This window comes from Pseudomonas sp. Irchel s3a10 (assembly GCF_900187525.1).
GTDB lineage: Bacteria > Pseudomonadota > Gammaproteobacteria > Pseudomonadales > Pseudomonadaceae > Aquipseudomonas > Aquipseudomonas koreensis_G.
Window position 1 is genome coordinate 269,913 of sequence record NZ_FYDR01000001.1, and the last position, 13,363, is coordinate 283,275.

Below are 13,363 nucleotides of genomic sequence, written 5' to 3' on the forward strand. Positions count from 1 at the left end.
CTCGCGATAGCGTTCGATCAGTTTAGATCGATGTTAATGACACACCGCTATCGCGAGCAGGCGAAGGCCTACAAGGGTTATGCGTTACAGCACGCCATACTCGCGAGCCGTGCGATCCACGGCGATTCGTGTTTTGTCGACCAGTTCATCCAGCTCCGCCCGCGTGGCGATCAGCGCCGGGGCCATGATCATCCGGCCCAGCGTCGAACGAATGATCAAGCCTTCTTCAAAGCCAATGGTGCGGCAGCGCCAAGCGATGTCGTTCTCGTTGGCGAAACGCTTGCGGGTGGTTTTGTCCTCGGCGAACTGCAACGCCGCCACCAGCCCGACGCCTTGGATCTCGCCCACCAGCGGATGGTTGCCGAACACTTCGCGCAGGCAGTTCTGCAAGTACGGGCCGGTGTCGTTTTTCACCTGGGTGACCACGCCCTCATCGCGTAGCGCCTTGAGGTTGGCAATCGCCACCGCAGCCGCCACCGGGTGCCCGGAGTAGGTCAGGCCGTGAGCAAACACGCCGCCTTTTTCCACCAGCGCCTCGGCCATGCGTCGCGACAGGATCAACCCGCCCATGGGGATGTAGCCGGAGGTCAGGCCTTTGGCGATGGACAGGGTGTCCGGTTCAAAACCGAAGGCCTGGTGCGCGAACCATTCGCCGGTGCGACCGAAACCGCCGATGACTTCGTCGGCGCACAGCAGCACATCATATTTGCGGCAGATGCGCTGGATTTCCGGCCAGTAAGTGGCGGGCGGAATGATCATGCCGCCGGCACCCTGGAACGGTTCGGCGACGAACGCGGCGACCTTGTCGGCGCCCAGTTCGAGGATCTTGTCTTCCAGTTGCCGAGCCGCCTGCAGGCCGAATTCTTCCGGGCTGAGGTTGCCTTCGTGGGCGAACCAGTACGGTTCGTCGATGTGCGCGACGTCAGGGATGGTGCCGCCCATTTCGTGCATGAATTTCATGCCTCCCAGCGCCGTCGCGGCCAGGGTCGAGCCGTGGTAGCCGTTCCAGCGGCCGATCATGATTTTCTTTCCGGGCTGGCCCATCACCTGCCAGAACTTGCGCACGGTACGGATCAGCACTTCGTTGGCTTCCGAGCCGGAGTTGGTGTAGATCGCGTGACTGTAGTGCTGGGGCAGCAGGCTGAACAGCAGCTCGGAGAGCTCGATCACCTGCGGGTGAGTGGTGTGGAAGAACATGTTGTAGTAGGGCAGTTGTTGCAGCTGCGCAGAGGCAGCGGCGGCCAGATCCTTGCGTCCGTAACCGAGGTTGGTGCACCACAGGCCGGACATGCCGTCCAGGTAGCGATTGCCGTCGTTGTCCCACAGCGCCAGGCGATCACCGCTGACCATCACCCGCGGGCCTTCCTCGTTGAGGGCCTTCTGATCGACGAACGCGTGAATGTGGTGGGCGGCGTCGGCGGCCTGGTAATCGCGGGTGCTGCGGGTCGGATCGAATTCGGCGGACATGGCGGTTCTCCAGAGAAACGGGGCAAGTGGGTGCGCGTTCATTCCAGCGGTGCACGGTTAATATTTGTCACTTAAAAATATTTTTGTAAAGAAAATATTTGTCGGAGAAAAAAGAAATCCGTAGGCTGACGCCGATCAGCAAGACAGGACATCAGCACCATGAGCGGGCTCAGAGAACGGCAAAAGGAACAGCGCAGAGAAGTCATCGCGCAGGCAGCGCTGGAGTTGTTCAAGACCAACGGTTTTGCGGCCACCACGCTGGAACAGATCGCGGTCCAGGCTGGGGTTTCCGCGCCGACGGTGGTCAATTATTTCGGTGGCAAACAGGAGATTCTGCTGGCCTTGCTCAAACAGCCGGACGAGCAGGCGATGCGCGAGGCGCGGGCCAATCTGGATGACGACAGCGATCCGCTGGAGGCGTTGTGCGAGTTCGAAGGCTTGATGACCGACTATCAACTGCAAGCGATGCCGGCCTCGTTGTGGCGTGAACTGGCGCCGTTTCTGCTCACGGGTGAACTGGCTCAGGCGTTGAGTCCGTGGAATGCGGCGGTGATCGAAGAGACCAAGGCGCTGCTCGGGCATTTTCAGGCGCAGGGCAAGGTGCGGGCGACGGTAGATCTGGACGTGGCGGCGACGTTGTTCAACCAGTACGCGAACATGGCGTTTATTCGGCTGGCCACCCAGGAAGTGCCGGACCGGCCTGCGCATGCCTCGCACATGCGCGGGGTGTTGCAGCTGTTGTGTCACGGCATGCTGGAGGGGTGAGCCTGGGGCACTGGCCTTGAGGCCTCATGACTTGCTTTGTCCAGGCACCGGCTCTTCATTGGCCTAGTCAATCAACCGTCCGCCGCTGCTTGCGCTGCGTCACCTGCGAATCGCCGCGTACGACTTGCCCAGATCACTCGCCCAACCATCCAGCACGCCTTTGACGTCATCGGCGGTCAGCACCTGTTGGTCGTTTTCCAGCGGCAGCCCGATGCCCTTGCGTACGACTTCGGCGACCACTTCGCCGGTTGAGCCGTCTTCGAACGAGACTTCGGTGGTGATTTCACTGTCCTGGTCACGGATGCCGCTGGCGGTGCTCACGCCAGCGGCAACCAGGGTCACCGGGAGCCATTCATAAAAGCGCAGGCCCTGGGTGCTGGCGGCGACGCGGGTGATCGCCGGTCTGACGGTCAGGGTGTTCGGGCCGGGTTGCGATACCAGGTGCATGACCTTGCCCAGTTCCAGCCTGAGCGCGGCGTCGTAGTAGTCGGTGACGCCGGACAGTGTGCTCAGCGGGATCCGCTCGGTTGGCGCGGCGCTGGGGTAGAACTGGCTGGGCGCCAGATAGGCCTGGGTGTAACGCCCCCGCGCCAGCGCCGGGCTGACCCAACCCAGTACCGTCTGCCCCGATGGCGACTGGCGCTCGCTGAGCACACTGTAATCGTGCAGAAATCCGGTGTACTTCTGCGGTTCGACGGTTTTGCTGCTGCAGGCCGACAGGCTGAGGGACGCGGTACACAGCACCGACATCAAGCAATGGCTTCTGATCATGCGAATCCTCGTTTTGCGCTTTTGCTCCGCGTCGTTCAAGCGCGGGCAGTGATTGGGGAGGAGAGCGGCGGGGTGTTGTCCGAGCACTCGATGTGCAACTGGCCGTGGCTCATGATCCATTGGATGAGGTCGGCGGTCGGAATCGAATGCACGTACTCCACCCATTGCGAATCGCTGGGGCCGTACTGCTCGAAATAGCGACGCAGGACGATACGGCTTTGGTCATCTGACAGGCCCAGGCAAAACTCCTGGAACAACAGCGGCGTATCCTGCTCAGGCGCGCTGGTGCGCTGGCTGAGAATCAACGGATAGCGGGCGTCGTGGCCCTCGGCGGTATAACGGTTGTGCAATGCGCTCATTGAAGGCCCCCCGGTTTCGATGGCGTGCAGGGTGCCTGAGGGGTTTTGCCGCAGAATGTCCGCTTGATGTCCGGGACGACGGAATGTTGCTCGATTGAAATATATGACCCGCCCGCCAGAATAGTTTTAGATGCGTTCTTTTTTGGCCTGAGGATCCTGTGCCCGTGAGCAGACTGCTGATCGTCGACGATGACGTGGAAATTCTCGCCCTGCTGAAGAAGTTCTTCGTCCAACACGCCTACGAGGTCGATGTCGCCGCCGACGGCGCAGCGATGTGGGCGGCGATTGCCCAGCAGCGCCCGGACACGATCATTCTCGACCTGATGCTGCCCGGCGAGGGTGGCCTGAGCCTGTGTCAGAAAGTCCGGGCGCAAATGGGCATTCCGATCATCATGCTGACCGCCATGGGCGAGTTGAGCGACCGGATTGTCGGCCTCGAACTGGGCGCCGATGACTACGTGACCAAACCGTTCGCCCCGCGTGAACTGCTGGCCCGCCTGCGTGCCGTGCAGCGTCGCGCCGGTGAGCAGGTCAGTCCTGCGAGTGAACCGTCGCGGCCGGTGATCGCCTTCGCCGGTTGGCATCTGGATATCACTTGTCGCGAGCTGCGCTCCCCGGAAAACGTGATGATTCCGCTGTCCGGCGGCGAGTTTGATCTGCTGGTGGTGTTTCTCGAACACCCGCAGCGCATCCTCACCCGTGAGCAACTGATCGACCTGTCTCGCGGTCAGGGCCACGACGCCTTTGATCGCAGCATCGACGTGCAGGTCAGCCGCCTGCGGCGCAAGATCGAGCCGGACAGCAAACGCCCTGACCTGATCCGCACCGTGCGCAACGGCGGTTATATGTTCACCGCCAAGGTCACGCGTTCATGATCCGTCGATTCCTGCGCCGTGATCCGCTGAGTCGACGGATCGCGCTGACCATCGTCGCGGCCATGCTCGCTTCGCTGGCGCTCAATTTTTTGTTCGTGGAGGTTGCCGGAACCTGGGCGCGACCACCGATTGAACGCACCGGGCTGCTGGAGCAGATCGCGGCCACCGTAAAGGTGATCGAGGCTGCACCGGCGCCTTTACGCCCGAATCTGGCGCACGCGGCAACCGGCCCGACGCAGGAGGTGACGTGGAGTGCGCAACGCGACGAACTCGGATTGCCAGCGGGAGGTACGCAGCTCGTCGCCAACAAGACGTCGGGGTTGCATCAGTTGTTGGGCGATGAGCGAGACATTCGGGTGTTCAATCCCGCTGACTGGCCAAGCGACAGCCCGTTGGGCCGCTATGCGGCGCTGATTCAACTGCCGGATGCCAGTTGGTTGCTGTTCTCTTCGCCCGAACGTTCCTGGGGCCTGGACATCGGCACGCGCATCGCAATCATCATCGCCCTCGGCCTGATCGCCACCGTGCTGGTGGCCTGGCTGGCCACGCAGCAACTGGCCAAACCACTGCAACGCTTTGCCAGCGCCGCCCGGCGTTTTGGCGGTGATCTGCGTGCGCCGCCGATCAAAGTCGAAGGCCCGGACGAGATCCGCCAGGCGATCATCGCCTTCAACACCATGCAGGCGCAGATTCAGCACTACATCAGCGAGCGCACGCACATGCTCGCGTCGATTTCCCACGACTTGCGCGCACCGCTGACCCGCATGCGCCTGCGCAGCGAGTTCATGGAGGACTTTGATCATCAGGGCAAACTGATCCGCGACATCGAGGAAATGCAGTCGATGATCAACGCGGCACTGGCGTTCTTTCGGGAAGACACTCAGCCGGAGCAAAGCACCGCGTTCGACCTGTCGGAATTACTGCAGACGATCATCGACGACTATCGCGACCAGAACATCGCCATCGACTTCCACGGCCCGGCGCATCTGGTCTACGAGGGCCGGCCGCTGGGGATCAAGCGCGTGATCGTCAACCTGCTGGAAAATGCCGAAAAGTACGCGCAGCAGCCGGCCATTGCCCTGAGCAGCGACGGTTACAGCGTCTGCATCGACGTCAGCGACAACGGGCCGGGAATTCCCGAAGCGTCGTTGCAGCGGGTGTTCGATCCGTTTTTTCGCCTGGAAACCTCGCGCAACCGGGAAACCGGTGGCGTCGGGCTCGGGCTGTCGGCGGCGCGGGCGATCGTGCGCGAGCAGGGCGGCGAACTGACGTTGAGCAATCGCAGCGGCGGTGGTTTGCTGGCTCGGGTTGAACTGCCGCTGTAGCACCTCAAGCCTGAGGTGCGAGACATCCAGCTGTTACGGCGGCCCTGATAACGGGTGAAAAACACTTTGCTGCTTGTCGCTATGAAATTTGTTCTGTAGATTTTCATGAAATTATAAGAAATAAATTTCATGAGGCCGCGAATGTTTCAGCAATCCCAGCAGCATGTTGCCAGCTATTACGCCCACAGTTGCGCCGATATTCTCAGCACACGGCCGGCGCTGGAAGGTGCGCACGACGCTGAAGTGGTGATCATCGGTGCTGGTTTCAGCGGGCTGCACACCGCGCTGCGTCTGGCATTGGCCGGCAAGCGCGTCACCGTGCTCGAAGCCAGTCGGGTGGCGTGGGCCGCGTCCGGGCGTAATGGCGGGCAGGCGATTTTGGGCTGGTCGTGCGACATGCCGCCGCTGGAAGCCGCGCTCGGATATGAGCGCGCCCGGCGTCTGTGGGACGGCATGCGTTGGGCCGCGCAGGAGCTGCGTGAATTGCCCGGGCGGCATGGTTTCGATTGCGACTATCGCCCCGGCCATTTGTGGACTTCGGTGATGCCGCGTCGAGTCCGCCTGCTGACTGAGTGGCAACACGAGGCCAGCCACAAATGGGGCTACGACGGTCTGCAGTTCATCCCCCGTGAAGACCTGCCGCAATGGGTCGCCAGCGAACGCTATCAGGCCGGCCTCTTTGACGCCGAAGGCGCGCACCTCAATCCGTTGAAACTCGCGCTCGGGCTGGCCGCCGCCATCGAACGTGCCGGCGGGCGTATTCATGAGCAAAGCAAAGCGTTGAGTTATCAGCAGGAGGGCGACGGTTTCCGCGTCAATACCAAGCGCGGTTCGGTGAAGGCCGACGTGCTGGTGCTGGCCTGCAACGCCTATCTCGATCAGCTTGATCCGCAACTCTCCAGCTGCATCCTGCCGGTCGGTACTTATCAAGTCGCCACCGCGCCACTGACACCGGAGCAAGCCACTGCGCTGCTGCCGAGCAACGTCTGCGTGACCGACAACCAGTTCGTCCTCGATTACTTCCGTCGCACGCCGGACAACCGCTTGTTGTTCGGGGGCGGCTGCACCTATCTGGGCGGTATGCCCAAGGACATTGCGGCGGCGACCCGGCCGTTTCTTGAACGGGTGTTTCCGCAGCTCAAAGGTGTCGAGGTGGAATTCGCTTGGGGCGGGCATATCGATCTGACCGTGAACCGTACGCCGGATGTCGGCGGCGCGGGCAATCGTTATTGGCTTCAGGGTTATTCGGGGCACGGCGTGTTGCCGACGCTGGCCGCCGCCCGTGCGGTGTCCGAGGCTATTCTCGGCGAGGCGGATGAATTGGCGTTGTACCAGGGCCTGAGCAATGGTCGTTTCCCCGGCGGCAAGCACTTCGCAGCACCGCTGGAGGCCATCGGAAAGGCCTGGTATCGGCTGCGCGACAGCATTTGATGAGATTTTGACCATGAACAAGCAAGAAGAAATCGCCGCGCTGGCGATCCTGATCCACGATCTGCGCAAGCACAAGAAGTACACCCTCAAAGAGCTGGCCGACAAGATCGGTCGTTCGGTGGGTTTTCTCTCCCAGGTCGAGCGCGGCCTGTCGCGCCCGACCGTGGCCGACCTCACCGCGATCAGCGAAACCCTCGGCGTGCCGACCACCTATTTCTACAGTCTGCCCAAGCCCAAGGAGTTGCCGTGGGTCACCCGTCCTGACGAACGCCGCACGCTGTATTACGCCAACGGCATCACCGACATTCTGGTGTCGCCGCAGATGCGCGCCTCGTTCTCGATGCTCGAAAGTCATCTGGAACCGGGCGCGAGCAGTGGCGACCGGCACATGAGCGACAGCTCGGAGCAGGGCGGCTACGTGCTCGAAGGCGAACTGACCTTGTGGCTGGGCAACGACGACGAGCCGGTGACCTTAAAGGCCGGCGACAGCTTTCAATTCGACAGTCACACCCATTGCCGTTACGGCAACCTCACCGGGCAGCTCACCCGCGTGCTCTGGGTCTACACCTGACAACAACAAAGGATGAACACGATGGACGCTGTCTGCTCTGACCTGCTCGCCGAAGTGCGCGCGTTTCGCCAACGCTACCCCGAGGTGCGTTATGTCGACCTGATTTCCCTGGACATTCCGGGGCATTTTTACGGCAAGCGCTATCCGGTGGACATGCTCGAAAAAGTCGCGGCGGGCAGCGCACTGAAGCTGCCGCAGAACTGCGTGTTGCTCGGCGTGCAGGGCGGTCTGTTCAAGATTGGCGATTACTGCTTCAACGACGGCGACCCGGACGCCGTGCGCCGCTTAGTCCCGGGCACACTCAAGCCCGTGACCTGGGAAGCACAACCGCTGGGGCAGATGCTGATTACCTCCGACGGCACCGCCAAACCGATCGAATTCGAACCCCGCGAGGTGTTGGCAAAGGTACTCGACCGACTCGCGGGCAAAGGCATTCATCCGGTGGTGGCCTTCGAACTGGAGTTCTACCTGTTCGACAAAAAACTGCGCGACGGCCTGCCACAATTCCCTCGGGACGAACTGACCGACGATGCCGATGATCAGCCGAACATGCACATCGAGCGTCTGTCGCGTTTCGCTCCGGTGCTCGACGAAATGGTTGAAGCAACGCGAGCTCAGGGCATCGACGCCACGGTGATTACCGCCGAGTTGGGGCCTGGGCAGTTCGAGATCAATTTCGGCCATCTGGACGACGGCTTGCGCGCTGCGGACTGGGCGGCACTGTTCTGTCGCAGCACCCGTGGAGTCGCGCTCAAGCACGGCTATCGCGCCAGTTTCATGGCCAAGCCGTACGTGGAGCATCCGGGCAGCGGCATGCATGTCCACGTCAGCCTGTATGACGCGGCCGGCAACAACCTGCTGGCGGCCAATCACCAACAGCCGCTGCGCCACGCGGTGGCCGGGTGTCTGGATCTGCTGCCGCACAGCATGCCGATCTTCGCCCCGAACCAGAACGCCATGCGCCGCCTGAGCGGCACGGTGAACACCGCGACCAAGGCGAGCTGGGGTTACGAAGATCGTGACGCCTGCCTGCGCATCCCCGAATCGGACACGAAAAACCTGCGCATCGAATACCGTCTGGCCGGCGCCGACGCCAACCCGTATCTGGTGCTGGCGGCAATTCTGGTGGGCCTGGAACATGGTCTGGAATCAGGCAAGGAACCGATCCCGCCACTCAACGACGATCGCAACAGCGGCATCGATTTTCCGACGGAAATCCTCGACGCGGTGCGCGCCTTGCAGCATCAGCCACAACTGCGTGCGGGACTGGGTGCCGAGTTTGTCGACGTTTATTGCGAGAACAAACGTCAGGATCACCTGGCATTCATGCAGGAGATCAGTGCGCGGGAGTATCGCTGGTATTTGTGATCACTGGTTCAGCACACCACATGAATCGGGTGCAGGGGCCGCGATGACCGGATGGAATTCAGTACCGGTGAATTCCATCCGGTCATCAAAATTGATGATCGAGCCACGAGGGATTTTGAAAACCGGACGTGAAGATGGCGAAAGAACGGCTTCGAATGACGTCTGGAGAAAATCCAACGCCATCCCTTGAAATGTCTGCGCTGAGTTGGAAATAGTTGACTTTGGCTGGCAGCTATCGGCCAAAAGCAGTCGTTCACGGGAGACAGCTATCGACCCACAGCAGTAATCTGAACCGCATTGATCTAAAGCAATGCCTCCTGCCCATTCTAAAATCGTGATGGCAGTTGATTTCCGGCCTGGGCATCCGAAAAGACCTCATCTGGATCTGCCTGACACCAATATCTGAAAAGTAGGCGAGGCTCGATATTTCCGAAATATTGATCCACGATGCTCTCGGGGCGCACGACCAATTTAGGTTCTGGCCATTGCTGGGCTAAAACACCTAATGGTTTGCCAGATGAATAAACAACCCAAGTGGCCTTGCCTCCACTGATACGAGGTAGGTAGTCCATATCTTGTATCACTTCGATCAAGGTGCGCAGTGTTGCTGATTGATCGAGTGTGATCGATATTGCATGACTTTCCAGATCATCTCCCGCATGAACGCTATCTCGATCAATGGCAACTACCAACATGACTGCTCCTTTTAGTGGTGTGCTTTCACCAGATCGATCAGCGTAGAGACATCAGCGGCTAGCTGTCGAGTGCGCTTCTAGCCGAAACCTGCCGTACCAGGCTACCGCTTTCGGCCAGAAGCGGTCATTCCACCTGCCTGCCAAATTAGAGCGCGTTAGACCTCGGTGCGCGCGCTCGCAGTGCGTCGTAAGCGTGCGACTACACTCTGTGTAGTGAGCACCTTAAGGACAGCACATGGACATCACCATTCAGCGCAAGAAAGGAATGTTTGACAGCGCCTATGGCCACGCTATCCCGCTGGCAATTTTGTTTGATGGAACATTCGTGGGCCGCCTGGAAACGGGTGAAACATTATCTTTGAACCTTCCGGACGCTTGCGGGACGTTGCAAGTCGGTATGCTTGACCCCAGAAACTCGCCTTACATTGGAAGCGCGTCTGGTGAGGTCATATCGACCAGCAATGCACAGAGGGTTACCCCCGGACAAGCCGTTCAGTCTTTTTCGGTAAAGACTCGGAAATGGGTGTTCTTTGACGTGCTGGGTTTGGCGGGCTCAGCGCCGTTCAACCGCTGGGTACTGGCGCTTGAGACAGATCAACTTTAGGAAGCTTCTGACAGGCGTCAATCGGCCAATAGCTGCCTCTCATTTCAGCAGCAATGGGCAGGTGAAGACTGCATCTTATGACTGAGTATTGGTTCAATTCAGAGGGGGCATTTCTTCATTGAGAGCCGTAGTCGCTGCCATTCATTCCAGCAGTCTTCGGCAACTAAGTCCCGGAAACCACGTTCGTTCTCCATATCCAGGGCGACGTCGAATGGAACTGCAACACACGTCGCGTGATCACGGATTTTGAGTGCCTCGGACTCTGTAAGTGGGAAGCCTTTGTTCGTTTCGGCGCTTTGCAAAGCCACCGAAAGCGCCGGAATGAATACAACGCAAAGCTGTTCCGTCATCTGTTGCTTGCCTCAATTGTGCGAGAAGGCCGAAAGATTACGCTCGTTGCTTAATCACGGTTATTGGCCAGAAGCTGCCTCCCAGGAAGCTAACGCTGAGTGGTCACTCGTCAAACAAGGTCCAGCCATGGCAAATGCTGGCAAAGTCTTTTGCCGTAAAAAATAATGTCAGTTCCTTTGGGTCAAATTCTTTGTAGAGCCAATTTCCAGAAATCGGTCCTCTCTTTATCACGTATTCCAAGCGGTATTTTTGAACAGGTCCAAAACTGAAGGAGCGTGAATTCAACTCAAACCTGTCACCTCTGTTGAGCGCCCATAGCTTTTCAACAAGGCAGTCATCAAGCACCACCTCTCCCGCTACCTCAACGAGATACTTTGAATGAAGTTTCTGTTGAAGCCTAACGCTTCTGGCCATACATCAACCTACCTGTGAAAAATCCGAGCATCGGCGCAATAATACTTGAACACGATGATGACCGCTTTGGGTTGAAAAAAAGTTGGCCTTGGGCGTCCGCTTCTGGCAGATAGCTGCCGGTCTCGAATGGGAGATTTCGGCCCAGCTTTTCAAGATAATACGGAAGCAAGTATCCAACTTACTGCCTGTGAGGTTCGACCCGCATCAGTCGGCCGCTGAGGCGCAGGCCGTCACGCATATTCAGCCCCATTAATGCGATATTGGTGGCCCCTGCGATCAGTTCGATTACCTGTACGAAGTAAAAACGCGTATCGAAGCTCCCCGCTGACGCCCATTGGTTGAGCACAATGGCGCACGGCATCAGAACCAACAGACCATTGGCGGCAATGAATGGCATGCGTTTCTTCTTCAAAGCGATCAGTCGACCTTGTCGTTTCCGACTCATTAACACTCCACTTGCACCGGTCGCAATGATTGCCGGTACCAGTATCCAAAGCCCGGGACTCACGATCAGCTGCTTATGTGAGGCTATCGAGTGACGGGATCCGATAACCTCAACACAAATGGTCGACAGAAAGAAGGTGGCGATGCACAGCAGTGCCAGTGTGCTGAAGATCAAATGTAATCGTTTGAGCATTTATCTAATACCGTGGGACAGTTGGTTAATAATCAGGCCGTGCAGATATTCGACACAGCTACCTTGGTAAACAAATGCGGCATGGCCAAGGCGCTTGAGGGATACCGACTCAGGGCGTTGGCGAACTCCGGATGATTGAAAGCATCGCGAAACCGCTCTACCGATTCCCATACGGCGTAATTCAAGAACATGTTGCTGCCACCGATGGCCTGATGGAGCTGCGTGGAGATGAAACCGGCACGTTGCTTCATCCAGTTGGCATCCAGTTCCCACGCGCAAAGCAGGTCAGGTATATCGTCTGCGTCGACAGTGAAGAGGTTGATCAATACCACAGGAGCTTCGCTGCACTGCAGCTGTTGAGTGATGGGAACGATCGGATCAAGGGGGCGAATAGAAAGCATGGCGGCCTCTACATTGTAATCATGATGACAGTTTGGGTTTCACGCTCCAAACCTACTGCGTTTGACAATATGGTGTCAACGTGGAAGGATTCACGCCATGCAAAAGACAAACTACACACCCGCAGGGCGCGCCACGAGCGATCTGGTTCTTGAAATCTTTAGAGCAAGCGCGCGCCTGCTTACTGCAGGCGATCGACTCGTCGCAGAGCTAGGTCTGACAAGCGCCCGCTGGCAACTCCTGGGTACGATTGTGTACGCCGAACGAGCACAACCGGTTTCATGGATTGCTCGCGACATGGGGGCAAATCGGCAAAATGTTCAGCGGATCGTCAACGATCTGGTGAAGGAAGGGCTGCTTGAGTTTCAACCCAACCCACATCACCGCAGGGCGCAGCTGGTTGTCCTGACTGAAGCTGGGAGAAAGGCATTCGATCTGGCGATGCAGCTACAAACGCCTTGGATTAATGAGCTGGCGGAGGGATTGGACATGGAGTCTATCCAGACTGCCCATCAGGTTCTAAAGCACCTGCGCAATAGGCTTGAGGAGGACCCGGCCGAATGACCTGGCCAGCGTCAGCATCATCCAGCTACTCAAAAGTTCAGGCAACAAAAGACTGGGCCAGGTTGTAAACGGTGGTTCGTGGACGTCCGCTTCTAGCCGATTGCTGCCTGGTGTGAGGGGTTGCACCGGTCCGAAGCTGACGGACGGCCTGGCTCAGTTTCAGATTGGGCAAGCCGGTCTCTCCCCCAACCGCTCTACCAACCTTACGAGATAACCGTCGGGATCCTGGACGATGAATTCGCGCTGGCCTATTTCTACATTGTCAGCCCGATACCAGGTGTCTTTGCATTCTCGATAAAGTGGACATCCAGCCTCATCAAGTTTTCGGATGACGGGTGCGACAGCCTCAACATCAATCTGTAAGTTGATGCCTCTTCCAAACGGCTTGGCCAACGGCGCAGTCAGCCACTGCCCCGCGTCGGAATCAATCTGCTCAAGCATTACTTGAGCACCGTTCAAATCAAGATAAGCAAATCCATCTTCCGGGCGTTGATAAGCGACTTTGTACCCCAGACAAGAAACCCAAAAAGCCAGGCTGCTATCCAGGTTGGTGACCATTAACTCCGGAACCAGTTTGTTACGTTTGAACATGAGATGACTTCCGTTTCAAAAGGCTCGTTTTTGCGGACGGGCAGGTTCTGCACTGATGGCTTCGATACCACGACGGGATCGTGGCGAGCGCGATGATGCACGCTCGGGTGGGAATTATCGAGTCGCGTTGACCGGAAGCTGCCCGACGCGAACGTCTGTCTCTTTCGCTTAACCCA

At 58.6% G+C, this 13,363-nt stretch carries 18 protein-coding genes; 8 read left to right on the forward strand and 10 right to left on the reverse strand.

Annotation, left to right across the window (positions count from 1 at the left end):
- Positions 1-84 precede the first annotated feature (84 nt).
- Positions 85-1,467 carry an aspartate aminotransferase family protein gene (locus tag CKW11_RS01240; protein ID WP_095135707.1) on the reverse strand — a complete coding sequence of 461 codons (1,383 nt, stop codon included), beginning with the start codon at positions 1,465-1,467 and terminating at the stop codon, positions 85-87.
- A gap of 159 nt (positions 1,468-1,626) precedes the next feature.
- Here CKW11_RS01240 and CKW11_RS01245 point away from each other — a divergent pair, with 159 nt between their 5' ends.
- Entirely contained in the window at positions 1,627-2,232 is a 606-nt protein-coding gene (locus tag CKW11_RS01245; protein ID WP_095135709.1) for a TetR/AcrR family transcriptional regulator, read from the forward strand.
- Between the two features lie 99 nt (positions 2,233-2,331).
- On the opposite strand, the gene CKW11_RS01250 is transcribed toward CKW11_RS01245, so the two are convergent.
- Entirely contained in the window at positions 2,332-3,003 is a 672-nt protein-coding gene (locus tag CKW11_RS01250) for a DUF3313 domain-containing protein (protein WP_095135711.1), read from the reverse strand.
- Between the two features lie 35 nt (positions 3,004-3,038).
- On the reverse strand, positions 3,039-3,362 hold the full coding sequence (locus CKW11_RS01255) for a hypothetical protein (RefSeq protein WP_095135713.1): 324 nt from the start codon (positions 3,360-3,362) through the stop codon (positions 3,039-3,041).
- Positions 3,363-3,526: 164 nt separating this feature from the next.
- Between CKW11_RS01255 and CKW11_RS01260 the strand changes: the two genes are divergently transcribed.
- The 5 genes from CKW11_RS01260 to CKW11_RS01280 all read left to right on the forward strand — a co-directional run bounded on the left by CKW11_RS01260 (position 3,527) and on the right by CKW11_RS01280 (position 8,932).
- A complete protein-coding gene (locus CKW11_RS01260; protein ID WP_027614282.1) occupies positions 3,527-4,237 on the forward strand; it encodes a response regulator in 711 nt (236 codons plus the stop codon).
- Positions 4,234-5,562: an ATP-binding protein gene (locus CKW11_RS01265; protein WP_095135715.1), complete on the forward strand. Its 1,329-nt coding sequence runs from the start codon at positions 4,234-4,236 to the stop codon at positions 5,560-5,562. The genes CKW11_RS01260 and CKW11_RS01265 overlap by 4 nt, the downstream gene beginning before the upstream one ends.
- Positions 5,563-5,703: 141 nt before the next feature.
- Positions 5,704-6,993: an FAD-binding oxidoreductase gene (locus tag CKW11_RS01270; protein ID WP_095135716.1), complete on the forward strand. Its 1,290-nt coding sequence runs from the start codon at positions 5,704-5,706 to the stop codon at positions 6,991-6,993.
- Positions 6,994-7,006: 13 nt separating this feature from the next.
- The gene (locus CKW11_RS01275) at positions 7,007-7,564 is read left to right on the forward strand and encodes a helix-turn-helix domain-containing protein (RefSeq protein WP_095135718.1); all 558 of its coding nucleotides are present in this window, start codon (positions 7,007-7,009) and stop codon (positions 7,562-7,564) included.
- A gap of 21 nt (positions 7,565-7,585) precedes the next feature.
- A complete protein-coding gene (locus CKW11_RS01280; RefSeq protein WP_095135720.1) occupies positions 7,586-8,932 on the forward strand; it encodes a glutamine synthetase family protein in 1,347 nt (448 codons plus the stop codon).
- Here the strand turns inward: CKW11_RS01280 and CKW11_RS28555 are convergent, their stop codons facing one another.
- Positions 8,933-9,175: a hypothetical protein gene (locus CKW11_RS28555; RefSeq protein ID WP_159974158.1), complete on the reverse strand. Its 243-nt coding sequence runs from the start codon at positions 9,173-9,175 to the stop codon at positions 8,933-8,935.
- An 83-nt stretch (positions 9,176-9,258) separates the two neighbouring features.
- The gene (locus CKW11_RS01285) at positions 9,259-9,627 is read right to left on the reverse strand and encodes a hypothetical protein (RefSeq protein ID WP_095135722.1); all 369 of its coding nucleotides are present in this window, start codon (positions 9,625-9,627) and stop codon (positions 9,259-9,261) included.
- 235 nt (positions 9,628-9,862) lie between these two features.
- Between CKW11_RS01285 and CKW11_RS01290 the strand changes: the two genes are divergently transcribed.
- Positions 9,863-10,231 (forward strand): hypothetical protein, encoded by a 369-nt coding sequence (locus CKW11_RS01290; RefSeq protein ID WP_095135724.1) that lies wholly within the window; start codon positions 9,863-9,865, stop codon positions 10,229-10,231.
- Positions 10,232-10,329: 98 nt separating this feature from the next.
- On the opposite strand, the gene CKW11_RS28730 is transcribed toward CKW11_RS01290, so the two are convergent.
- The 4 genes from CKW11_RS28730 to CKW11_RS01310 all read right to left on the reverse strand — a co-directional run bounded on the left by CKW11_RS28730 (position 10,330) and on the right by CKW11_RS01310 (position 12,034).
- Complete coding sequence (locus CKW11_RS28730; protein ID WP_095135726.1) at positions 10,330-10,581, reverse strand: hypothetical protein; 252 nt, start codon at positions 10,579-10,581, stop codon at positions 10,330-10,332.
- A gap of 103 nt (positions 10,582-10,684) precedes the next feature.
- Positions 10,685-10,996 (reverse strand): hypothetical protein, encoded by a 312-nt coding sequence (locus tag CKW11_RS01300; protein WP_095135728.1) that lies wholly within the window; start codon positions 10,994-10,996, stop codon positions 10,685-10,687.
- A 178-nt stretch (positions 10,997-11,174) separates the two neighbouring features.
- Entirely contained in the window at positions 11,175-11,633 is a 459-nt protein-coding gene (locus CKW11_RS01305) for a hypothetical protein (protein ID WP_095135730.1), read from the reverse strand.
- A 32-nt stretch (positions 11,634-11,665) separates the two neighbouring features.
- The gene (locus tag CKW11_RS01310) at positions 11,666-12,034 is read right to left on the reverse strand and encodes an antibiotic biosynthesis monooxygenase (RefSeq protein WP_095135732.1); all 369 of its coding nucleotides are present in this window, start codon (positions 12,032-12,034) and stop codon (positions 11,666-11,668) included.
- Between the two features lie 97 nt (positions 12,035-12,131).
- Between CKW11_RS01310 and CKW11_RS01315 the strand changes: the two genes are divergently transcribed.
- Positions 12,132-12,596, forward strand: coding sequence for a MarR family winged helix-turn-helix transcriptional regulator (locus CKW11_RS01315; RefSeq protein ID WP_095135735.1), 465 nt, complete (start codon positions 12,132-12,134; stop codon positions 12,594-12,596).
- A gap of 159 nt (positions 12,597-12,755) precedes the next feature.
- Here CKW11_RS01315 and CKW11_RS01320 read toward each other — a convergent pair whose 3' ends face one another.
- The gene (locus CKW11_RS01320; RefSeq protein WP_095135737.1) at positions 12,756-13,187 is read right to left on the reverse strand and encodes a VOC family protein; all 432 of its coding nucleotides are present in this window, start codon (positions 13,185-13,187) and stop codon (positions 12,756-12,758) included.
- Between the last annotated feature and the right edge of the window lie 176 nt (positions 13,188-13,363).